The 21,053-nt window shown below is 72.4% G+C and carries 21 protein-coding genes; 8 read left to right on the forward strand and 13 right to left on the reverse strand.

Translation table 11 applies throughout. The features are described 5' to 3' along the window. Window positions 1–77 precede the first annotated feature (77 nt). From AB0C12_RS25885 to AB0C12_RS25910, 6 genes are all read left to right on the forward strand, one after another. Window positions 78–1,652, forward strand: a complete 1,575-nt coding sequence (locus AB0C12_RS25885; protein ID WP_360552147.1) for a dynamin family protein — start codon at window positions 78–80, stop codon at window positions 1,650–1,652. Beyond that, window positions 1,649–3,481, forward strand: a complete 1,833-nt coding sequence (locus tag AB0C12_RS25890; RefSeq protein ID WP_360552149.1) for a dynamin family protein — start codon at window positions 1,649–1,651, stop codon at window positions 3,479–3,481. The genes AB0C12_RS25885 and AB0C12_RS25890 overlap by 4 nt, the downstream gene beginning before the upstream one ends. Beyond that, complete coding sequence (locus tag AB0C12_RS25895) at window positions 3,478–4,101, forward strand: hypothetical protein (RefSeq protein ID WP_360552151.1); 624 nt, start codon at window positions 3,478–3,480, stop codon at window positions 4,099–4,101. Before AB0C12_RS25890 ends, AB0C12_RS25895 begins: the two co-directional genes overlap by 4 nt. Window positions 4,102–4,185: 84 nt before the next feature. Further along, entirely contained in the window at window positions 4,186–5,550 is a 1,365-nt protein-coding gene (locus AB0C12_RS25900) for an MFS transporter (RefSeq protein WP_360552153.1), read from the forward strand. 19 nt (window positions 5,551–5,569) lie between these two features. Continuing rightward, window positions 5,570–5,926: a GntR family transcriptional regulator gene (locus AB0C12_RS25905; RefSeq protein WP_360552155.1), complete on the forward strand. Its 357-nt coding sequence runs from the start codon at window positions 5,570–5,572 to the stop codon at window positions 5,924–5,926. 40 nt (window positions 5,927–5,966) lie between these two features. Beyond that, complete coding sequence (locus tag AB0C12_RS25910; protein WP_360552157.1) at window positions 5,967–6,752, forward strand: maleylpyruvate isomerase N-terminal domain-containing protein; 786 nt, start codon at window positions 5,967–5,969, stop codon at window positions 6,750–6,752. Window positions 6,753–6,846: 94 nt separating this feature from the next. Here the strand turns inward: AB0C12_RS25910 and AB0C12_RS25915 are convergent, their stop codons facing one another. The 12 genes from AB0C12_RS25915 to AB0C12_RS25970 form a co-directional block, all read right to left on the reverse strand. Then, the gene (locus tag AB0C12_RS25915; RefSeq protein WP_360552159.1) at window positions 6,847–7,431 is read right to left on the reverse strand and encodes a transglutaminase family protein; all 585 of its coding nucleotides are present in this window, start codon (window positions 7,429–7,431) and stop codon (window positions 6,847–6,849) included. A gap of 147 nt (window positions 7,432–7,578) precedes the next feature. After that, entirely contained in the window at window positions 7,579–8,076 is a 498-nt protein-coding gene (locus AB0C12_RS25920; RefSeq protein WP_360552161.1) for a hypothetical protein, read from the reverse strand. A 116-nt stretch (window positions 8,077–8,192) separates the two neighbouring features. Then, complete coding sequence (locus AB0C12_RS25925) at window positions 8,193–8,966, reverse strand: maleylpyruvate isomerase family mycothiol-dependent enzyme (protein WP_360552163.1); 774 nt, start codon at window positions 8,964–8,966, stop codon at window positions 8,193–8,195. A gap of 45 nt (window positions 8,967–9,011) precedes the next feature. Then, a complete protein-coding gene (locus AB0C12_RS25930) occupies window positions 9,012–9,935 on the reverse strand; it encodes a DUF3626 domain-containing protein (protein ID WP_360552166.1) in 924 nt (307 codons plus the stop codon). Further along, window positions 9,932–10,777 carry an undecaprenyl-diphosphate phosphatase gene (locus AB0C12_RS25935; RefSeq protein WP_360552168.1) on the reverse strand — a complete coding sequence of 282 codons (846 nt, stop codon included), beginning with the start codon at window positions 10,775–10,777 and terminating at the stop codon, window positions 9,932–9,934. Before AB0C12_RS25935 ends, AB0C12_RS25930 begins: the two co-directional genes overlap by 4 nt. Window positions 10,778–10,830: 53 nt before the next feature. After that, window positions 10,831–11,811 carry a tyrosine-type recombinase/integrase gene (locus tag AB0C12_RS25940; RefSeq protein ID WP_360552170.1) on the reverse strand — a complete coding sequence of 327 codons (981 nt, stop codon included), beginning with the start codon at window positions 11,809–11,811 and terminating at the stop codon, window positions 10,831–10,833. A 4-nt stretch (window positions 11,812–11,815) separates the two neighbouring features. After that, a complete protein-coding gene (locus tag AB0C12_RS25945; RefSeq protein WP_360552172.1) occupies window positions 11,816–13,408 on the reverse strand; it encodes an ABC-F family ATP-binding cassette domain-containing protein in 1,593 nt (530 codons plus the stop codon). Window positions 13,409–13,583: 175 nt separating this feature from the next. Then, on the reverse strand, window positions 13,584–14,447 hold the full coding sequence (locus tag AB0C12_RS25950) for a sigma-70 family RNA polymerase sigma factor (RefSeq protein ID WP_360552174.1): 864 nt from the start codon (window positions 14,445–14,447) through the stop codon (window positions 13,584–13,586). 158 nt (window positions 14,448–14,605) lie between these two features. Beyond that, on the reverse strand, window positions 14,606–15,217 hold the full coding sequence (locus AB0C12_RS25955; protein ID WP_360552176.1) for a response regulator transcription factor: 612 nt from the start codon (window positions 15,215–15,217) through the stop codon (window positions 14,606–14,608). Continuing rightward, a complete protein-coding gene (locus AB0C12_RS25960) occupies window positions 15,214–16,338 on the reverse strand; it encodes a sensor histidine kinase (protein WP_360552178.1) in 1,125 nt (374 codons plus the stop codon). The genes AB0C12_RS25955 and AB0C12_RS25960 overlap by 4 nt, the downstream gene beginning before the upstream one ends. Before the next feature lie 21 nt (window positions 16,339–16,359). Beyond that, complete coding sequence (locus tag AB0C12_RS25965) at window positions 16,360–17,136, reverse strand: ABC transporter permease (RefSeq protein ID WP_360552180.1); 777 nt, start codon at window positions 17,134–17,136, stop codon at window positions 16,360–16,362. Further along, window positions 17,133–18,080: an ABC transporter ATP-binding protein gene (locus tag AB0C12_RS25970; protein ID WP_360552182.1), complete on the reverse strand. Its 948-nt coding sequence runs from the start codon at window positions 18,078–18,080 to the stop codon at window positions 17,133–17,135. The genes AB0C12_RS25965 and AB0C12_RS25970 overlap by 4 nt, the downstream gene beginning before the upstream one ends. Window positions 18,081–18,238: 158 nt before the next feature. On the opposite strand from AB0C12_RS25970, the gene AB0C12_RS25975 reads away from it, so the two are divergent. Together AB0C12_RS25975 and AB0C12_RS25980 are read left to right on the forward strand one after the other, a co-directional pair. Next, the gene (locus tag AB0C12_RS25975) at window positions 18,239–19,198 is read left to right on the forward strand and encodes a hypothetical protein (RefSeq protein WP_360552184.1); all 960 of its coding nucleotides are present in this window, start codon (window positions 18,239–18,241) and stop codon (window positions 19,196–19,198) included. An 818-nt stretch (window positions 19,199–20,016) separates the two neighbouring features. Continuing rightward, window positions 20,017–20,544 (forward strand): 2'-5' RNA ligase family protein, encoded by a 528-nt coding sequence (locus tag AB0C12_RS25980; protein WP_360552186.1) that lies wholly within the window; start codon window positions 20,017–20,019, stop codon window positions 20,542–20,544. A 44-nt stretch (window positions 20,545–20,588) separates the two neighbouring features. On the opposite strand, the gene AB0C12_RS25985 is transcribed toward AB0C12_RS25980, so the two are convergent. After that, window positions 20,589–21,011 (reverse strand): VOC family protein, encoded by a 423-nt coding sequence (locus AB0C12_RS25985; RefSeq protein ID WP_360552188.1) that lies wholly within the window; start codon window positions 21,009–21,011, stop codon window positions 20,589–20,591. Window positions 21,012–21,053: the final 42 nt, after the last annotated feature.

Genomic DNA, 21,053 nt, shown 5'->3' on the forward strand with positions numbered 1-21,053 from the left:
GGAAGGGTGGCGACTGTGTCTTCGACACCGGCCGCGGTCAGTACATTCTCCCTGACCATGTGCTCGGCTGACGAGTCATGACCGTCGGACCGCTCTCCGCCCGCGTGGCGACGCTGTGTGACGAAATCGTCGCCCGGGTCGGCCCGGAAGCCGGTGGCCAGGCCATTCAGGTCCGCGACCGGCTGTCGGAGCCGTTACGCGTCGCGATCGCCGGGCGGTTGAAAGCCGGAAAGTCGACACTCGTCAACGCGTTGATAGGCCGCCGGGTGGCCCCCACGGCGGTCGGTGAGTGCACCCGGGTGGTCACCCGCTTCCGGTACGGGCCCGCCGACCGCGTCGATGTGGTGCTGCGCGACGGCACCCGCTCGAGCCTGCCGCTGGCCGACGACGGCATGATCCCGCAGCGTCTCGGGGTCGGCCCGGACCGCGTCGCCTATGTGGACGTCTCGCTGACCAGCGACAAACTGCGCGATCTGACCGTCGTCGACACCCCCGGGCTGGCCTCGACCGACACGAGGGTCAGTGCCCGCGCGCAGGCGGAGCTCGGCGCCGGCGCCGCGCCGTTCGACGCCGACATCGACGCTGATTCCGCTTCCGAGGTCGCCGCGGCCGAGGCGGTCGTCTACGTGTTCACCCAGGCGGTCCGCGCCGACGACGTGCGGGCGCTGGAGGCGTTCCGGACGGCGTCGGCGCGGCTGGCCAGCAGCCCGATCAACGCGCTGGGGGTGTTCGGCAAGGTCGACACGCTGGTCGGCGGGGCCGGAGACCCGTGGCCGGTCGCCGGTCCCCTCGCCGAGCAGCAGGCGCTGCTGCTGGCCCGTACGGTGTCCGAGGTGGTGCCCGTGGTCGGTCTGCTGGCCGAGACCGGTGAGGCCGGGCGGCTCACCGCGGCCGACTGCGCCGCGCTCAAGGAGCTGTCCGCGTTGCCGGCCGCCGAGCTGCGGGTGCTGCTGGCCTCCGTCGACCTGTTCCGCAGCCGGCCCGCGCCGGTCGACGTGCACCGCCGCGACCGGCTGCTCGCCCTGCTCGACCTGTACGGCATCGGTTTCGCCCTGGCCGAGCTGGCCGCGGACCCGCGGCTGGGCACCGGTGAGCTGGTGCGCCGGCTGGTCCGCGCGTCCGGCTTCCCGCGGCTGCGCGACACCCTGGAGCAGACGCTGCGCTGGCGGGCCGACGCGATCAAGGCCGGCTGGGCGCTGTCGCGGCTGGAACGCGTCGCCGGGCACACCAGCGACCCCCGCGACCGGGAGGCGCTGCGTGACGCGATCGAGCGGCTGCTGCGCGAGCCCGCCTACCACCGGCTGCGGCTGCTGGAGGTGGCTCAGCGGGTCACGTCCGGGGCGGTGCCACTGCCGGTGGCGTGGGAGCAGGAGCTGATCCGGCTGGCGACCTCCGACGACGCCCGCTGGATCCTGCGGCTGCCGCACGCCGACGGCCCGCAGCTGGCGGCCGCGGCCGTCGAGGCGGCGAACCGGTGGCGGGTGTACGCGGTCGCCGGCGCCGGACCGGCGCAGTCACGGGTGGCGCAGGTCGCGCACCGCGGCTTCCACCTGCTGGCCCAGGCCGTCCGCGAACAGGCCGAACGGGCGCAGGTGGGCGGCGATCAGACGGAGATCGTGCCGGCCCGGCCCGGATCGGAGGGGACGCGGTGAGCCTGGCCAAGGAGCTCGACGTCGCCGTACGCGACGCGCTGGCCGCCGTGCGCGCCGGCGACCCCGACGCCGGCGCCGAGCTGGCCGAGCTGCGCCGGGTGCAGCTGACCCGGCCGTCGGTGGTGCTCGTCGGTGAGACCAAACGCGGCAAGAGTTCGCTGCTCAACGCGCTGCTCGGCGTACCGGATCTGTCGCCGGTGGATGCCGCCGTCGCGACCGCGACCTACCTGCATTTCTCGCCCGGCCCGCTGTCGGCTGCCGCCTACGTGCCCGGCGCGGGCGAGCCGGTCGACCTGGACCCGGCGCAGCTGGCCGCCTGGGCCACCGGCCGGGACCTGCCCGACGGCGCCCGGACCCCGCGCCGCATCGAGATCACCCACCCGGCGCCGCTGCTGCAGTACGTCAGCCTGCTCGACACCCCGGGGGTCGGCGGCCTCGACCCGGCCCACACCACCGTCGCCCTGGACGCCGTCGAACGGGCCACCGCCCTGCTGTTCGTCGCCGACGCGTCCGCGCCGCTGTCGCAGCCGGAGCTGGACTTCCTCGTCGCCGCCAGCGCCCGCGTCGACGCTGTCGTGTTCGCCCTGACCAAGGTCGACGCCTATCCGGGGTGGCGGCGCATCGCCGACGACAACCGGGCGTCGCTGCGGGCCCGCGCACCGCGCTTCGCCGACGCGCCGTGGTTCCCGGTGTCGGCGCGGCTGGCCGAGCTGGCCCGCACGATGCCCGCCGGGGAGCAGGGCGCGTTGGTCGACGCCTCCCGCATCGCCGAGCTGCAGCACGCCCTGGTGGAGCTGGCCGGGCGCGGCCATCAGCTGCAGCTGGCCAACGTGCTGCGCGCCGCGCGCGGGGAGCTGGGCCGCCTGGAGGCGGCCGCGGCGGCCCGGGTGCAGGCCAGCGAGGCCGACCCGGCGCAGGTGGCCCGGGTACGGGCCCAGCGTTCCGCGCTGGCCGCCCGTAAACGCACCGAGTCGCGGCAGTGGTCGCTGCTGCTGAGCACCGAGACCCAGCGGGCCCGGGTCGAGGTCGTCGGCCTGCTGCGCACCCGCATCGCCGGCGTGCAGCACGACTTCAGTGCCCGCATCGACACCGCCCGCGGCGCGGCGCTGGACGCGCTGCCCGATCAGCTCGACACCGAGCTGCAGGCCGTGGCGGTGCAGCTGTCCGACGATTTGCAGGCCACGTTCCGGCAGGTCGGGGAGCGGATCCTGGCCCAGGTGTTCGACGCCGACGAGCTCGCCGGGGTCCTGGACCGGCTCAACGCGACCCTGCGGCACGCCCTGGCGGCCAGCCCACCGCGCGACGGCGCCGGTGACAACCTGCTGGTGGCGTTGTCGGCCGGCGGGATCGCCTTCATGGCCGGCCGCGGGGCGATCTTCGGCGCGTCGCTGTTCGGCGTCGGTTCCGCGGTCGCCGGTGGCCTGCTCGTCCCGGTCGCCGGGCTCGGCCTGGGCCTGGCCGCGGGCGGCTACGTGCTGTACCGGCGGCGGGTGCAGCACGACCGGCAACAGGCCCGGGCCTGGCTGCGCGAGATCCTCGGCGAGGCCCGCGCGGCGCTGTCCGACGAGATCTCCTACCGCTTCACCGACCTGCAGTACGCGCTCAGCGTCGCCGTCGACGACGCGGTCGAGCGGCGGCTGCGTGAGCTCGACGCGCACATCGCCGACATCGACGCCGCCGCGGCCGAGGACGCCGCCGGCCGCGCGAAACGGCGCACCCAGGCCACCGCGGACCTGGCCGCGGTCCGCACCCGGATCAGGCAGGTCGACGAGGTTCTCACGCGGGCGCGTTCCCTGACCCCCGCACCCGCCGATGAGGAGGCGACATGAGCGACGAGCACGGCTGGCCGGATTTCTCGCACGCCGACGGTCACGACGAGCCCGCCGAGGCCCACGACGCCGGCCTGCACGACCCGGGCGGGCACGACGACGCCGGGGCGGACAGCCCGTTCCACGACGACCTGTTCGGTCACGACGACGGCGACCAGGCCGGCTTCGACGCCCACGAACTGGACGCCGGGCACGACCTCGACGACCCGCACGACGCCACCGACGGCGGCTGGGACGACCAGCACGAGCCGGGCACCGGTCACGACGACGACGCCGGGGCCGGGGTCGTCGACGTGACCGACGGGCACGGCATGGGTCCCGTCGGTGCGGATCCCGACGCGGCGCCGGACCTGGATCAGGTCAGCATGTTCCCGCCGGTCGTCGACGTGGGACCGCTGCCGGAGCCGGTCGACGGGTTCCCGTGGATCGACACCGGCAGTCTCGGGCTGTACCACTCCGGGCTGGTCGAGGCGGTGGCCGAGGAGCCGGTGCCGGCGCAGGACCTGGCCGCGTACGCCGGCGAGGACCTGCCGCCCGGCGCCGACCCGTGGGCCGCGCTGGCCGACTCCGACGACCCGGCCACCAGCACCCTGGCCAAGTGGTGGCAGCCGGAGGCCTGACCCGCGAGGCGGCTGTACCCAGGACGGCGCCGAGATGGCATCATCAGCGCGCCGTCCCCCGCTTTTCCGCCTGGAGCCACCCTGATGACCACCACCGTCCCGGTGAGCAACCGGCGTGAACGTACCGGCTGGTACTTCTACGACTGGGCGATGTCCGCCTTCTCCACCACCGTCATCACGGTGTTCCTGGGGCCGTTCCTGACCAGCGTCACCGAGCAGGCCGCCGGGTGCGCGCTGGGCGCCGACGACTGCGACGCGCGGGTGCACCCGCTGGGCATCAGCATCGCCGCCGGCTCCTACTTCCCGTACCTGGTGTCGCTGTCGGTACTGCTCACCGTGTTCGTGCTGCCGGTGATGGGCGCGATCGCCGACCGGGCCGAACGCAAGAAGCCGCTGCTGGCCGGCACGGCGTTCCTGGGCTCCGGCGCGACCATCGCGATGGCGTTCGTGACCGGCGAGCGGTACCTGCTGGGCGGTCTGCTGTTCATCGTCGCCAACATCGCGTTCGGCGCGTCGGTGGTGGTCTACAACTCGTTCCTGCCGCGGCTGGCCGGACCCGACGAACGTGACAAGGTTTCCAGCCGCGGCTGGGCGCTGGGCTACCTCGGCGGCGGTGTCCTGCTGCTGCTCAACCTGGCCGTCGTCACGTGGCTCACCGTCGACGGCGACGACCGGCGCACGCTGGATCTGGCCCGCTGGTGCATCGTGTCGGCCGGGGTCTGGTGGGCGGTGTTCACCCTGGTGCCGCTGCGCCGGCTGCGCGAGCACCCCAGCGCCGAGGCCGGTACGGCGGGCGGCAACGTGCTCACCGACGGCTTCCGCCAGCTCGGCAGCACCATCCGCAGCCTGCGGGCGTACCCGTTGACGTTGTTCTTCCTGCTTGCGTTCCTGATCTACAACGACGGCATCCAGACGGTCATCGCCCTGGCCAGCCAGTTCGGCACCGAGGAGCTGAACCTGCCGCAGAGCGCGCTGATCGTGACGATCCTGATCGTGCAGTTCCTGGCGTTCGGCGGGGCGCTGCTGCTGGGCGCGGTCGCCGAGCGCATCGGTGCCCGCAAGACGGTGCTGATCGCCCTGGTCGGCTGGCTCGGGGTCATCCTGGCCGCGTTCTGGCTGCCCGAGGGTGAGCCGCTGCCGTTCATGCTGCTGGGTGTCGCGATCGGCCTGGTCATGGGCGGCAGTCAGGCGCTGAGCCGCTCCCTGTTCAGCCAGCTGATCCCCGACGGGCGCGAGGGCGAGTACTACGGCTTCTACGAGATCAGCGACAAGGGCACGAGCTGGTTGGGGCCGCTGGCCTTCGGGCTGGTGTTCCAGCTGACCAACAGCTACCGCATCGGGCTCGTGTCGCTGGTGGTGTTCTTCATCGTCGGTGGCATCCTGCTGGCGATGGTGCCGATGCGCCGGGCCATCGTCGCGGCCGGCAACACGCCCCCGCGGCTGCTCTGAGCCGAACCCGGGGGCTGTGGTGGACATCGTGATCGACGCGGACTCGGCGGTGCCGCCGTACGAGCAGGTGCGGTTGCGCATCGCCGAGCTGGCCGCCGCCGGTGCGCTGGCGGCCGGCGCGAAGCTGCCGCCGGTGCGGCAGCTCGCCACCGAGCTGGGCCTGGCCGCGAACACCGTCGCCCGCGCCTACCGCGAGCTGGAGCAGGCCGGGCTGGTCGAGACCCGCGGCCGGGCCGGCACGGTGATCACGGCCCGGGCGGCGCAGACCCCGGCGGCGGCGCAGCAGGCCGCGCAACGCTACGCCGAGCAGGTCACCGCCCTGGGCCTGACGCCGCAGGCGGCGCTGGAGCTGGTCCGGGCCGCGCTGTTGCGATAACCGCTGTCCGATCGTCGCTGCACAGTGGTAGAAAGCCGCGGTGAACACGACCCTCACGTTTCCTGATCATCTGCGGCTGATCAACGAACGGTCGGCCGCCTTCCGCGCCGCGGTCGCCGCGGCACCCAGCCTCGACCTGCCGGTCCCGACGCACCCCGAGCGGACACTGTTCGACCTGGTCCAACACGTGGGCCTGGGCCGCCGCAAATCAGCCGCCATCGTCGCCGCCGGGCCCGCGGACGCGCCCCCGGAGACGTCGGCCTGGGATGACGGCAGGGGTGCGCCCCGGGAACGCGCGGCGCTGCTGGCCTGGTGGACCGAGTCCGTCGAGCACCTGACGAGCGCGCTGCGGGTGGCCGGTCCGGACCGCGGTTGCTGGACGTGGTGGGACGACTCCCCGTCACCGCAGACCTCGGGCGCCTGGGCGCGGCGACAGGTTCCCGAGATCGCGGTCCACACCTACGACGCCCAGCTCACCGTGGGTGCCCCGCAGCCGCTGCCGGAGGAGGTCGCCCTCGACGGTTTCGACGACTGCCAGTTCACCCTCTGCGCGACGACGGTCGCCTGGCCACACGAACCCGCCGTCGTCGACTACCACGCCACCGAGGGCCGTTCCTGGCGTCTGCGGCTCTCCCCTGAAGGAGCACAGGCAGCCCATCTCACGCCCGCTGCCGCCGCGGACCCGGACGCGGCCGACGCCTCCGCGAGGGGCACGGCCAGTGACCTGGTCCTGATGTTCTACGGCCGCATCCCGCTGGAGGCCGTGGAGCTCGACGGCGACCGGCAGGTCTTCGACCAGCTCATCGCCTGGGACCCGTCGGTGTGAGAGCGGACGAGACGCCATCTCCTGCACCCCGAGGCCGAGGCCGCCGTTGTTCACGAACGCCGCCACCCTTTCAGCCGGCGTCCGCTGTCCTGACTCAGGGCGTAGCGGGTAACCGGGTGCGGCACAGTTCAAGAGCGTCTCGAGCACCGCGCAGAGCTGCGATCACGTTGGGCGAGGGTCGCACGTGCACTTCGGGGAAATCGCGACCGGCCGATCCGTCGGTGATGGGGTAGGCCAGTTGCTCACGCCCGAGCCGGAATTGGGCGTCGATGCCGGTGCGGTTGCCGCGCGGGTCCTGGCGATGCCACCGGCCCGCGAGGTATACGGCAACGAGGCCGTGCAGGAAGGGCTCTCCCCCGTCGGTCAACTGTTGGTAGCACAACCCGGCCGGCACGCCGGCGGCCCGGGCCACGGCCACCAGCAGGTGCGACTTGGCATAACAGAGGCCGACGCCGGCGCTGAGCACCTCGCCGGCGGTGACGGTGATCCGCGGATCCTGGGCGTCCACGGAATGCCTGATCCGGTCACGAACCCATCCGAAGGCGGCCCGTGTGAAGTCGACGTCGTCCGGATGCGCCGCGCGCAGTTCATCAGCCAACGCCCGCACTGCCGGATGATCCACCTCGACGACCATGTCACCGCCCAGGTACTCCATCGGCTCGCCCGCGACCAGTCGCACAGCCGTCCCCTTCCCCGCCGCTTGCCGGATCGAGGCTGCTCCATAGCGCCATGACCCGCCGCGTTACGGTAACGGCGCTATCTCACCGCAGCCCCGCTTCGCCTGTCACCCTGATTCCCGGACAGGGCTGCGGCAACGGCCCGATCGTTACCGGACGTATTTCGCTATCGCGTCGAGCTGTCCTTGGACCGCACGGCGGCACACGGGATCCGCCTCCTCGTCCGCCGCCTTTATCCGGCCCGACAGCCGTGACATCAGAATCGATTCGTAACAGGACGAGAGAACCTCCATCGCCCCATCCGGGTCGAAGCGTTTCTCGACGATGCCCTCGGCCAGCCGGACGGTGGCGGTCATGAACGGGCCCACGGCCGGCACGACTGCCGTCGGCGGCAGCTCGTCATAGCGCGCGAGGTATTGCTCGAAGAAGGAACCCCGGTCCGCCCAACCGGCCGGACCGGCATCCCGTGACTGGAGCAGCGAATTCACCAATTGCCGGTGGGCGCCTGGGAAGACCTGCTCGAACACCGGCTCGAAGAGTGTGGCCGTGTCCTTGATGACGTCCAGGGCCAGTCCGACCAGATTCTTGGCAGACAGGGTGGACACGTCGACCTCGTGCGGGTCGACCACACGATCCCAGAGATCCAATGTCCGCTCCGCTCCGCCGGGAGATTCAACAGCGGAGAAAACCTACCCCTCCCTGCCGGCGGCCGGCCGCGCTCGGCCGGTTCGAGCTGGCATACCGGAGCAGACCCGGCGGCCGGTTACTCCGGCTCCCACGCGATCAGCTGGTCGAAGACGCGCCGGTCGCCGTCTAGCTCCAGGCAGTCCATCGCGATCCGGCCGTAGCAGAACATGACCAGCTCATGGGCCGTGCCCCGGGCCGAAGCATAGGCAAACCCCGGGTCCACGTCGGCGGCCGGCGTGCCGAGGCGGGCGGCCCGGGCGCCGTCGGCGGAGAACCAGAGCCGCCAGGAACGGCCCTCGGTGGCGTGGTAGTCGATGACCGCCGGCTTGTGCGGCCACGCGGCCGTGGTCGCGACGCAGGTGGTCACGAACTCGTCGACGCCGTCGAGGGCCACCTCCTCCGGCAGCGGCTGCGGGGCGCCCACGGTGACCTGGGCGTCGTAGGTGTGCACGGCGACCTGCTGGAGCTGGTGCCGGGCGACGGCACCGCTGGTCTGCGGCGACTGCGACGGACCCCACCACGTCCAGCAGCCCCGGTCCGGGCCGGCCTCCCGCAGCGCGTCCAGCAGCTCCTGCGTCGAGGCAGTGAACCAGGCCAGCAGCGCCTCGCGGTCCCGGGGCGCCACCGGTGCCGACATCGTCGGCGGCGCGTCGGCGGGTCCCGCGGCCACGGTGGCGGCCCACCGGCGGCGACCGTCGCCCAGGTGCTGGACCAGGTCGAACAGTGTCCACTCGGGGCAGGTCGGCACCGGCGCGTCGAGGCTGGGTGCCGCGGCGACCGCCGCCTGGAAAGCGGCCGATCGTTCGTCCATCAGCCGTAACAGGTCGGCGAACGCAAGAGTGTTTTCCACCGCGGGTTTGTACCACCCCCGTGCGACATCCGACAGCGGATTTCCTCACCTCGTGGGCGCTGGTGGCCGGCCGAGCAGCACCAGGATGTGCCACAGGTACTTGCACAGCTGCAGCGTCCCGGCGTCTGCCGCCTGCCGGGCCGCGTGCCCGATGACGGCGGCGTCGATCAGCGGCGGGCCCAGGCTGCGGGCCAGCGCGGCCGCCTCCGGCCCCCGCACGTCGTCGGGGAAGTCCGCGGCCGGCAGGACAAAACCGGGGTGGTACCGCAGGGGGCCCAGCTGCGCCAGGTGCGCGGCGGTGGGCGTACCGGTGAAGCTGGGGTCGGCCACGACGGCCTCGACGTCGGCGTCCAGGTCGACGCCGCCGTGGATCTGCGCCTCGACGTAGTCGTCGAGGGCCCGGCCGGCCCTGGTGCGCGGCCGGGTCAGCGCGGCCACCCACGCCCGCGGACCGTCCGCGGCCACACCCAGAGCTGATCCGGTACGGGTGACCTGCTCGAGCAGCGCCGCCCAGATGCCGCCGAAGGTGTCCGCGGTGCCGACCACCGTGGGTTCGGTGACGCTGTCGCCGTGGCTGAACGTGGCCCGCGCGTTCACCTCGGGCCGCAGGACCAGGTGGCAGCTGCCGAACCGCGGTGACGCCCCGTCGAGGTGCCCGGCCAGGTTGAGCCCGCCGTAGACGGGCCGCCCGGCGACCTGCTCGGGCGGGTACGCGCCGGCGAACATCCGCCGTTCCCAGCGTTCCCGGTCCCCGCCGGCGTACGCGGTGAGCCCGCCGTTGGAGATGCCGGTCTCGAACTGGCTGCGGTACACCCGGTCGTGGGCCAGGTGCTCGGCGACCGTACGCCCGTCGGCGAGCAGCCGGTCCGGGTGGAAGCCGACCGTGATCCGCGCGCCGGGCACCGGCAGGTCCCCGGCGGCGCCGAGCCCGCGCACGTACGCGAGGGCCCGGACCGCCGAATCGTTCACTTGGGCTGGATGACGTCCGTGGCGAGCAGCACCATCAGCAGCGAGCCCAGCACCAGCCGGTAGCCGATGAAGATGCTGTACGAGTGCCGGGCGATGAACTTCAGCAGCCAGGACACGGCGAACCAGCCGACGATGAAGCTGACCAGCGTGGCGACGATCGTGGGCAGCCAGCCGACACCACCGTTGTCGGCGGAGATGTTGTCGTACTCGGTGACCGTCTGCAGCACGCTGGCGGCCAGCAGCGCCGGGATCGACAGGAAGAACGACAGTTTGGTGACCGTCACCCGGTCGAAGTCACGCAGCAGGCCGGCCGACATCGTCGCCCCGGACCGCGACACGCCGGGGATCAGCGACAGGCACTGCACCACCCCGATGATCAGGGTGTCCTTCCAGGTCACGTCCTGCTCGTGGCGGACCTGGGTGGCAGCGTGGTCGGCGAAGGCCATCACCCCGCTCCACAGGATCAGCGCCCCGGCGACGAACCACAGGCTGCGCAGGGTGCTCTCGATGGTGTCCTGGAACAGCAGCCCGACGATGCCGATCGGGATCGAGCCCAGGATGACGGCCCAGCCGAAACGGTAGTCGAGGTGCTCGCGATGCTCGCGGTTGAGCACGCCGCGGACCCAGCCGGCGATGATCCGGGCGATGTCCTTACGCAGGAAGATGACCGTGGCGATGACCGCGCCGGACTGGATGATCGCCGTGAACGCGGTGATGTCCGGCGCGTCGATCTGATAGCCGAGCAACTTCTCCACGATGGTCAGATGGCCGGTGCTGGAGATCGGGAGGAACTCGGTGAAGCCCTCCACCGCGCCCAGCAGCACCGCTTCGAAGATGTTCAACCCGACCTCGTCCCTTGATCGTTGCCTGACCGCGGTCGAGAATAGGGGGTCGCTCACCCACCGCTGCGCCTGACCCGCGCCGCGGCGATGGTGTAAGCGGGGTCACGGTCGAGGTTGTGCCGGTCGCGGTCGTAGCGGCGGGTCGTGCGGGGGTCGGCGTGACCCATCGCATCCTGCACGTCCTCCAGGGGCACCCCCTCGGCGCGGGCGGTGGTGGCGAAGGCGTGCCGCAGCGAGTGCGGCGACAGCCGCGCCCAGCCGGCGATGCCCGCGTCGCGGGCCAGGCGCCGCACCAGCCGGAAGACGGCGTGCCGGTCGATGCGGGCGCCGGTGGCGGTGACCAGCAGCGGCCCGTCCAGCCGGTCGGCGGTGGTGGCCTCGGCCGCGGCACGCTGATCGAGGTAGGCGTCCAGCGCGGCCGCCGCGTACGGGGTCAACGCCCGGCGCCTCGGCTTGCCGCCCTTGCCGACGAACCGCACACTGCGATGCCCCCGCTCGACACCGACGTCGGCGACATCCAGGCCGACCAGCTCACCGACGCGCAGACCCAGGTCGGCCAGCAGCGCGACAGCCGCCCGGTGCCGCAGCGCCGCCGGCCCGGTCTCGGCCTCGACCGCGCCCAGCAGCGCGTCGACCTCCTCCGGGGACAGCCCGACAGTGGCGGAGTGGTCCCGTGAGACCGGCGGGCGGTCCGCGCCACCGACCGGGTTCGCGTCGATCGCGCGCAGCTTGACCAGGAAGTCGTACCAGCTGGACAGCCCGGACAGTTTGCGCGCCACCGTGGCCGGGGCCAGCGACTGCGCCTCCAGGCCCCGGGCGTACGCGTTGACGTCCAGGAACGAGGCCCGCAGCGGGTCGACGTCGCGCTGCGCGCACCACGCCAGCCACGCCGCGACGTCACGCCGGTACGCGTCGCGGGTGTGCGCCGACAGCCGCCGGTTGGCCAGCCACGCCTCGGTGACCTGTTCGGCGCTGCCGCCGACGGTGACCGCGCCTGCGCTCTGCCTGGGGATCAGCGTCGACATGGCCACCATCGTGTCAGCTCTGCCGTACCTGACCGTCCGCGACATGCCAGGTGCGGGTGTGCCCGACGGCGCCGGCGAAGTACCGGTCGTGGGTCACGGTCAGAAGCGTCCCCCGGTACGCGCGCAACGCCTGCTCGATGACCTCCAGGGCGTCGAAGTCCAGGAAGTTGGTCGGCTCGTCGAGCAGCAGGATCCGCGCCGGGCTGTTGACCATGACGGCCAGCAGCAGCCGCCGCAGCTCCCCGGCGGACAGGCTGCGCAGGCTCGCCCCCCACTGGTCGGGCCCGAACTGGTGCCCGGCCAGCAGCCGCTCGGCGTCCTCGGCGTAGACCGGCACCCGGGAACGGAAGAAGTCCAGCACCGTCGTGGCGGTGCGCAACCCGTCGGAGGTCTGCGGCAGCACCGCCAGCTCCACCTCGGCGTGCTCGGCGATCGCCCGCAGCAGGGTCGTCTTGCCGGCGCCGTTGCGGCCGGTGATCAGGATCCGGTCGCCGCGCCGCACGTCCAGATCGACACCGTCGAGCAGGGTCCGGTCACCGAGCTTGACGGTCAGGTCGTGCACGGCCAGCACGGTGTCGCGGTCAGCGCGCTCGTCGGCCGGGAACGCCAGGGTCAGCGGCGGCCGGGTCCGCGGCTCGGCGATCCACCGGGCCGACTCCATCTGCCGGCGCAGCCGCCGCTCGCGGGCCTTGGCCTTCTGCGCCACCTTCTTGGCGATGCGGCGCAGGTGCGGCGCCTCGACCCCGGACCGGACGGTCGTCTCGACGAACCGGGCCTGCTGCTTGGTGCGTTCGATGTCCTGTTCCCAGCGGATCCGGTCCTTCTCCTGCGCCTCGTGGGCCAGCAGCAGCCGCTGCCAGCGGCGGGCCTTCTCCTGCCGGTAGGCGGTGTAGCCGCAGCCGGGATAGTCCTGGGGCTGGTCCTGGATGCCGTCGAGCTCGACGACGTGGGTGACCACGGCGTCCAGGAACGCCCGGTCGTGGCTGACCGCCAGGACCCCGCCGGGGAAGTCGCGCAGCCAGTCCGCGAGCCAGGCGGCGCCCTCGGCGTCCAGGTGGTTGGTGGGTTCGTCGAGCAGCAGCAGCCCGGGGGCGTCCAGCAGGGCCCGGGCCAGCAGCAGCCGGGCCTGCTCACCGCCGCTGACCTCGCTCAGGCGCAGGTCGGCCGGCAGGTGGTCGATGTCGAGACGCTGGCGGATCTCGGTCAGCCGGGTCTCGCCGGTCCAGCCTTCCAGGGCCGTCCAGCGTTCCTGGGCCTGGCCGTACTCGTCGAGGACGTCGGCGCCACCCTCGAGCGCGGTCTCCAGCTGCCGCAGCCGTTCGGTGACGGCGGCGAGCTCACCGAGCCCGGCGGTGAGGAACTCCCCGACGGTGCCCTGCGGGTCGGCGACCTGCTGCGGCACGTACCCGACCCGGGTGCCGGGGGCGCGGGTGACGCTGCCGGAGGCCGGGGCGAGCTCGCCGGCGAGCACGCGCAGCAGCGTCGTCTTGCCGGCCCCGTTGGGGCCGACGACACCGATGCGGTCGCCGGGACCGACGATCAGGTCGAGGTCGGAGAAGAGCAGATCACCGTCGTGGGCGCGGCTGATCGAAGCGGCTTTCAACAAGGAGTCCTCCACGGACCGATACCGACAGGGGTACGGCGACCCGCGCGCGACCAGCGAAGGGCGGCGCGTGCACGGGTCGGGTCGGTATCACACGGAGGTGACGACTCCTCGGGCTCGGCGGCAGGTGCTCAGGAACCACTCTGACGCGGTCCCGGCGGTGCCGCAACTCCAATACTCAGGCGGCGTAGGCCACCGACGTGTGCATGCCCTGCACGTCGGTCACGGCCAGCCGCGACGCCATCGTGCTGCGCGCCGCGATCTGCGCCGCGTACGCCGCCCGGCGCCGCGCCACGCAACCGTCGCCCTTGGCCGGGCCGGCGTCCTGCTGCTCCATGTGCGTGCTCAGCCCGTCCTTGAGCAGCGCCAGAGCCTCGGTCCGCAGCTGCGACACCCGCGACTCGGTGACGCCCAGCTCCGCGGCGACCTCGGCCAGCGGCCGCTCCTGCAGGTACGACGCCTCGACCACGAACCGCAGCCGCTCCGGCAGCACCGCCACCGCGTCGTGCAGGTAACCGATCCGCTCGCGGTGCAGCAGCGTCTCCTCCGGGTTCATCGAGTCCTCGGTGACCATGTCCTCGGCCGCCCCGGCGGTGAAACCCTGCAACGACAGCACCGCCGCGCGCTGCACGTCGTCGTCGACCGTGGCCAGCTCGCTGACCCCCACCCCGAGCAGCTCGGCCAGCTCCGCCGGGCTCGGCGTGCGGCCCAGCTGCGCCGTCAGCTCCTGCCGCGCCACGTCCGCGCGGCGGGCCCGGGCCCGCACCGACCGGCTCGCCCAGTCCATGCTGCGCAGCTCGTCCAGCAGCGCCCCGCGGACCCGCACGGCGGCGAAGCGCCCGAACGGGATGCCCCGGCCGGCGTCGAACGCCTGCGCGGCCGTGACCAGCGCCGCGTACCCGGCCGAGGCCAGGTCGTCGCGGTGCACGTGCGCGGGAACCTTGAACAACATCTCCCGGACCAGGTGACCCACCAGCGGCATGTTCTCGCGGATCAGCTGCTCCAGCTCGCGGCTGACGGTCTTCGTCGTGGCTGCCGACATCGTGTGTTCCCCCTCGTGTGTGTCGCCCGGTGACGGCTCACCGGCTGACAGGGGGAACTTTTCGTGGCGCTGGGTGCAGACTCCGGTCGCGTTCGGTTGCCGGACGGTTGCACTGCGAAAAAGCCTAAAGTCCGCCCGAGGGCGGCGACGAGCTGCGGCTACGCCAGCAGCCAGCCGTTGTCGACGGCCAGGCGGACCGCCTCGGCCCGGGTACGCGCCCCGGTCTTGCCGATCACCGACGACAGATGATTACGCACCGTGCCCTCCGACAGGCGCAGCTCCCGGGCGATGTCAGCCACCGTGCCGCCGTCACGGGCCGCCCGCAGCACATCACTCTCCCGCTCGGTCAGCGGCGAGTCCCCGTGCGCCAGCGACTGCGCCGCCAGGGCCGGATCGACCACCCGCAGCCCCTCGTGCACCCGGCGCACCATGTCGGCCAGCTGCCGCGCCGGAGTGTCCTTGACCACGAAACCGCTGGCGCCGGCAGCCATCGCCTGCCGCAGATACCCGGCCCGGCCGAACGTGGTCACCATCAGCACCCGGCAACCCGGCACCGCCGCCCGCAACGCCCGCGCCGCCGCGACCCCGTCCAGCCCCGGCATCTCCACATCCAGCAGCGCCACGTCCACGTCATGACCCCGGACCGCGTCGACGACCTCGTCACCCCGGCCCACCTCGGCCACCACCTGCAGATCCGGCTCCATGTCGAGCAGGGCCGCCATCGCCCCGCGGACCAGCGCCTGGTCGTCGGCCAGCAACAACCGGATCATGCCGGCACCTCCACCCGTACCCGGAAACCCGGCCCGTCGCCCCGGCGACCGACCGTCAGCGTCGCCCCCGCCGCGTCGGCGCGGCGCCGCAGCCCGACCAGACCCTGACCGTCGCCGGCCGGCGCACCGTCACCCGGCCCGTCGTCGACGATCTCCACACTCCGCGGCGCCAGCCGCACCGCGCAATGCCCCGCCCGGCTGTGCCGCACCACGTTGGTGACCGCCTCCCGGATCGTCCACGCGAACAACTCCCGGTTGCGCGTGGGCACCGCATCGGTGGCCCCCGGCAGCTCCGCGCACACATGCGCCGCCGCCAGCGCCTCCCGCGCCGCCGCGATCTCCCCCGGCAGCGAGATCCCCCGCACCCCCAGCGCCGTCGCCCGCACATCCGACAACGCGTCCCGGGCCAGCGCCTCCAGCTCCCGCAGCTCCGAACGCGCCCGGCCCAGATCCACGTCCAGCAGCCGCTGCGCCAGCTCCGCCTTCACCGTCACCACCGTCAGCGAATGCCCCAGAATGTCGTGCAGATCAGCGGCGATCCGGGCCCGCTCGTCGTCCACCGCCCGCTCGGCGGTCTCCCGCCGGGTGATCTCCGCCAGCTCCTGCTGCGCCACCTGCAACCGCCACTGACGCTCCGCCGCCAGCCGGAACCCGCCGCTGGCCGCCGACCCCAGCAGCACCGCCAGGCCGTAGCCCTGGTCGTCCCAGCCCGGCACCCGCCACGCCAGCACCTCGGCCACCGCCAGCAGCACCCCCGCGAACGGCAGCGCCTGCCACAACGGCAAGCCGACCATCCCCGACGCCGCGACGTACACCAGACAGGTCAGCGCATGCACCCCCGCACCGGGCACCTGCAACGCCGTCAGGATCAGCAACGCCAGCAGGACCAGCCAGAGCCGCACCACGACCCGCAGCGGCCGCCCGCCCCGGCGCACCGAACTCATCCAGGCCACCAGAATTAGATACGACGCCGCGAAGCCGGCCAGTGCGGCCAGCCCCACGTCGCGCTCCCACCCCGCCGGATGGTCCAGCAGCGCGGTCAGGTTCTCCTTCAGGTAGAACAACCACAACCCGGCGAAAACCCACCCGAAGCGCCGGCCCCGCCGCTCCGCCTCGCTCATGGTCGTGACGCTACCGCTCACTCAGACCCGCGCCGTGTCCCGGCGGAACCGCCACATCGCGCCCGCGGCGAACACCGCCGTCCACACCACCACACCCGCCGCGGCGACCCACAGGTTCCCGTCGTGGGTCAGCGGATACCGGGCGATCTCCCCCACCCCGTACACCGGGGTGAACTTCGCAATCGTCGCGAACGTGTGGCCCATCAGATCGAGGGGCACGAACAACCCACCGGCGAACGACAGCACCGCCAGCACCGGGCCCAGGATCTGCATCACGTTCTCACTCGGCAGCAGATAACCCATGAACAGCCCGAACGCGGCGAACACCAGCGCACACACCCAGGCCAGCAACCCGCAGGCCACCCACGCCGACGCCGGCAACTGCGCCCCCGCCAGCGCCCCGACCACGAACGTCACACCCACGGACACCGCGCCGATCACCATCGCCAGGACCAGCTTCACCGCCACGTACGCCTCCGGCCGCAACGGCGTCAGCCGCAACTGCCGGCTCCACCCCGCCGCCCGCTCGATCGACACCATCGCCCCGCCGCTGGTCGTGGCCAGCATCGCCCCGTACACCGCCATGCTCACCAGGATGTAACCGGTCACGTTCCCGCCACCGACCCGCTCCGAGCGCGACGAGGCATTCGTGCCGAACAACAGGAAGAACGCCGGCGGCATCACCACCGTGAAAATCACCGTGCGCTTGTTACGGACCATCCGCCGCAGCTCAAGCCCGATCATCGCGAAACTGAAACCGCCGAAGCGCGGCAGGCTACGGGCAACGGGCATGCTCATCGGGCACTCTCCGGAATCGTGTCGTCGGCGGTCAGCGCCAGGAACGCCTGCTCCAAATTCCGGGAAGTGATCTCCAGATCCCGGGCGGTGGTCTCCGCCAGCAGATAACGCGCCACCTGATCGGTGTCGCTCGCATGCACATAAACGGTGTCACCACGCAGCTCCACCGACTCGACCCCCGGCAACGCCCGCAGCTCGGCCTCACTGGCCCCCGGCAACGTCGCCCGCACCGTACGGCCCGACGCCAGCGCCTTCACCTCGGCCGCCGTACCGTCGGCCACCACCCGCCCCCGCCGCACGAAGACCACCCGGTCGGCGTACGCGTCGGCCTCCTCCAGGTAATGCGTGGCGAAAATGACCGTACGGCCACCCCGCGCGTCCTGGCGGATCGACGTCCAGAAGTCATGCCGGCCCCCGACATCCATCCCCGTGGTCGGCTCGTCCAGGATCAGCAGCTCCGGATCCGGCAGCAACGCCATCGCGAACCGCAGCCGCTGCTGCTGACCCCCCGAGCACTTACCGACCAGCCGCTGACCGATGTCCGCGATCCCGGCCCGCTCCAGCGCCCGCGTCACCTCCGCGCGGCCCCGCCCGAACAGGACCGCGGTCAGCCGTACGGTCTCCTCGACCGTGTAGTCCTTCAACAGGCCACCGGTCTGCATCACCGCCGACACCAGCCCCAGCGCCACCGCCTCACGCGGCGGGCGGCCGTACACCCTGGCCGTGCCCTCGGTCGGCGCCGACAGGCCCAACAACATGTCCACCGTGCTGGTCTTGCCCGCACCATTGGGCCCCAGCAGGGCCACCACCTCCCCCGGACGGATCCGCAAGCTGATCCCGTCGACGGCGGTGACCGCCCCGAAACGCTTCACCACCGCCTCCAGGTCGACGGCGAACTGGCCGGACCCGCGGATCCCGGCCTCAGGCAACGCGGTAACTGTCATACCCCGATCCTCAGCGCCGCCACCGACGACCGAGGGGGGCAACCGTCACGACCATCCCATGACATCTGTCAGGGCACTCCTGGATGATCGGCTCTCCCCCGGTCGGGCACTCGCGATCCACACTGGAACAACTCGCTGTCATCCCACGGGGGGAAAGCATGAGAACACTGCTCGCTGCCGTGCTCACCGCCACCATCGCCACCACCGCATCGGCCACCCCGGCCACCGCAGCACCCCGGCAATACACCGTCACCGACCTCGGCACCCTCGGCGGCCTCTCCACCGAGGTCTACGACCTCAACGACAAAGGCGTCGCCGTCGGCCGCAGCCTCACCGCCGACGGCGAGCTGCACGCCTTCTCCTGGCGCAACGGCAAACTCACCGACCTCCCCACCCTGCCCGGCGGCCACTACGCCGAAGCCCACGGCATCAACGAAAACGGCACCATCGCCGGCACCGCCCTGAACGCGGCCGGCGAATACCGCGCCGTCACCTGGCACCGCGGCCGCATCACCGACCTCGGCCAGGGCCGCAGCATCGGCTGGGACATCAACGACAAAGGCCAGGTCCTGGTCTCCCGGGTCGACGAAACCGGCGCCCAGACCAGCCGCCTGATCTGGCACAACGGCACCGTCACCGAACTCGGCCCGGAAAACAACACCGCCCGCACCACCGGAAAGATCAACAACCAGGCCAAGGTCCTCATGATGTTCGACAACACCTACCTCGGCTTCCAGCAGTACGGCTCCACCAGCGGCTTCGGCCCCATCGCCACCCCGGGCAGCAACTACCCCAACGACATCAACAACAGCGGCATCATCGCCGGATACTCGACCGACGAGCTCGGACGCACCCGGCCGGTGACCTACCCGCTCGGGCCGGTGGAGCTGGGGACGCTCGGCGGGCCGGACGGCAACGCCACCGCCGTCAACGACAAAGGTGTGTTCGCGGGGGTCGCCCAGACCGCGGACGGCACCAGCCGGCCGGTGCTGTGGCGCAACCGGCAGATCATCGACCTGACCACCCGGGGGCTCACCGGCAACGAGATGCCGGTCGGCATCAACAACCGCGGCCAGATGATCGCCACCATCGACTTCCGGGCAGCGTTCATCAGCTGAGCCGGGCGCGGAAGGGCCCGGCCGCAGCGAACACTCACGATCGCGGGAGGAGGCAAGCGAAGCCGGGCCGAGCCCGGAGCAACCTGGTGCGTGCGTCACTCCGCCAAGCCTCTCGTCCAAGCCTCTCGTCCAAGCCTCTCGTCCGACCGGTAGCCCGGTAGCGCGCGGTAGGTGGGGAGCGGGCAGCCCGCAGTGGCGTGACGGGTAGGCAGCGGGCCGCGCGAGCAGCGGAGGTTGGTCGTAAGCACCCCAGGCACCCCGGAGCAACCCCTGGAAACGGTCAGCGGGCTGACGCGCGCCCGCATCCACGTCCGCGTCCGCGCGGCCTGCCTCCGAACGGCAGGGTTGGCCGGCTTGCCGGGCCGGACGGTTCTGCGTCTCGCGCAACTTGTGCCGGGCTGGCCCGGTTCAGGCGGGCTGGCCGGTCTGAGCTGGCCGGTCGGTCCGGGCTGGCCGGTCGGTCCGGGCTGGCCGGTCGGTCCGGGCTGGCCGGCTCAGGCGGGCTGGCTGGCCGGCCCGCCTGGACCGACCGGCCCTGCCGGGCTGGCCCGGCCCTGACGGGCCCGTCGGTCCTGACGGGCCGGTCGGTCCAGGTGAGCCGGTCGGTCCGAGCGGTCCGGGCGGGCCGGTCGGTCCAGGCGGGCCGGCCATCCTGGGCGAGCCGGCCGGTATCCCACAGAGGCGCGGCTGGTGGAACCGGACCAGGTGCGCATGGTCGAGCCGGACCTTCTGCCGAGGGAAGAGTGTCGAGATACCGACCCGCCCGACCGGATCGGACAGCAGCCAAAACCGATAGCTCCCCCCGCGAGAATCAACCCATGGAAGCCACCCACACCGCCCTCATCATCGAGGTCCCCGCAGCCGAACCGGCCGTCAGCGCCCGCCGCATCGCCCTCGACCGTGCCGCCTCCTGGGGCGTCCCCGCCCACATCACCCTCGTCTTCCCGTTCCTGCCCCCCGACAAGATCAACGACAGGATCCTGGCCGCCATCCAGCAGATCGCCGCCGCGGAAACCCCCTTCGACGTGACCCTCGACCGCATCGGCTGGTTCGGCGACACCGTGGTCTGGCTCGCCCCCGACCCGGCCCAACCCTTCATCGCCCTCACCGCCGCCCTCACCGCGCGATTCCCCCAGGCCCAGCCCTACGGCGGCGCCTTCGACGAGACGATCCCCCACCTCACCATCGGCCACGACCACCCCCGGCCCACCCTCGAAGCAGCCGCCACCGCAGTCACCCACCACCTGCCGATCACCACCACCGTCACCTCGATCCGCCTGATCGCCGGTGCCCGCGAACCCGGTGACAACTGGCACGCCGTCGCCGACTTCCCCCTCGGCGCCTGACCCCCGTGCACAAAGGACCCCTGACCCCCGGACGAAACCGCGCCTCAGCCCGCCACGCAGAACTCGTTGCCCTCCGGATCAGCCAGCACCACGTGATGCGTGCCGTCCACCGCCAACACCGACGCACCTGCGGCCACCAGCTGCGCCACCTTCGCCTCGACCCGCTCCCAGACCTGCTCCGGCGAGCCGTACCGGCCCACCCGTACGTCGATGTGCAGCCTGTTCTTCGCCACCTTCGGCTCCGGCACCTCCAGGAACACCAGCCGCGGACCGATCCCCTCCGGATCGTGCAGCCACGCCCCGCCACCCTCGTCGTCCTCCGGCGGACCGAACGACGCCGCCCACTCCTCCCGGGTCCGGAACGGCGCCGGCGGCGGCTCGTCCACATAGCCCAGCGCCAGCTTCCAGAACCGGGCCAGCTCCACCGCCCGCCCACAGTCGAACGTCAGATCCACCCGCAACGCCATCTCGCACCCCCGGTTCCGCTGTCAGCGATCACATCTTCCGCT

Origin of the sequence: Actinoplanes sp. NPDC048967 (genome assembly GCF_040649415.1) — a bacterium.
Taxonomy (GTDB): domain Bacteria; phylum Actinomycetota; class Actinomycetes; order Mycobacteriales; family Micromonosporaceae; genus Actinoplanes.

What these genes read in the sequence shown, in the direction of transcription:
- AB0C12_RS25885 (WP_360552147.1), top strand. Translation starts at nt 78, where the DNA reads ATGACCGTCGGACCGCTCTCCGCCCGCGTGGCGACGCTGTGTGACGAA.
- AB0C12_RS25895 (WP_360552151.1), top strand. Translation starts at nt 3,478, where the DNA reads ATGAGCGACGAGCACGGCTGGCCGGATTTCTCGCACGCCGACGGTCAC.
- AB0C12_RS25900 (WP_360552153.1), top strand. Translation starts at nt 4,186, where the DNA reads ATGACCACCACCGTCCCGGTGAGCAACCGGCGTGAACGTACCGGCTGG.
- AB0C12_RS25940 (WP_360552170.1), bottom strand. Translation starts at nt 11,811, where the DNA reads ATGGTGGCCATGTCGACGCTGATCCCCAGGCAGAGCGCAGGCGCGGTC.
- AB0C12_RS25950 (WP_360552174.1), bottom strand. Translation starts at nt 14,447, where the DNA reads ATGTCGGCAGCCACGACGAAGACCGTCAGCCGCGAGCTGGAGCAGCTG.
- AB0C12_RS25955 (WP_360552176.1), bottom strand. Translation starts at nt 15,217, where the DNA reads ATGATCCGGTTGTTGCTGGCCGACGACCAGGCGCTGGTCCGCGGGGCG.
- AB0C12_RS25960 (WP_360552178.1), bottom strand. Translation starts at nt 16,338, where the DNA reads ATGAGCGAGGCGGAGCGGCGGGGCCGGCGCTTCGGGTGGGTTTTCGCC.
- AB0C12_RS25965 (WP_360552180.1), bottom strand. Translation starts at nt 17,136, where the DNA reads ATGAGCATGCCCGTTGCCCGTAGCCTGCCGCGCTTCGGCGGTTTCAGT.
- AB0C12_RS25970 (WP_360552182.1), bottom strand. Translation starts at nt 18,080, where the DNA reads ATGACAGTTACCGCGTTGCCTGAGGCCGGGATCCGCGGGTCCGGCCAG.
- AB0C12_RS25975 (WP_360552184.1), top strand. Translation starts at nt 18,239, where the DNA reads ATGAGAACACTGCTCGCTGCCGTGCTCACCGCCACCATCGCCACCACC.
- AB0C12_RS25980 (WP_360552186.1), top strand. Translation starts at nt 20,017, where the DNA reads ATGGAAGCCACCCACACCGCCCTCATCATCGAGGTCCCCGCAGCCGAA.
- AB0C12_RS25985 (WP_360552188.1), bottom strand. Translation starts at nt 21,011, where the DNA reads ATGGCGTTGCGGGTGGATCTGACGTTCGACTGTGGGCGGGCGGTGGAG.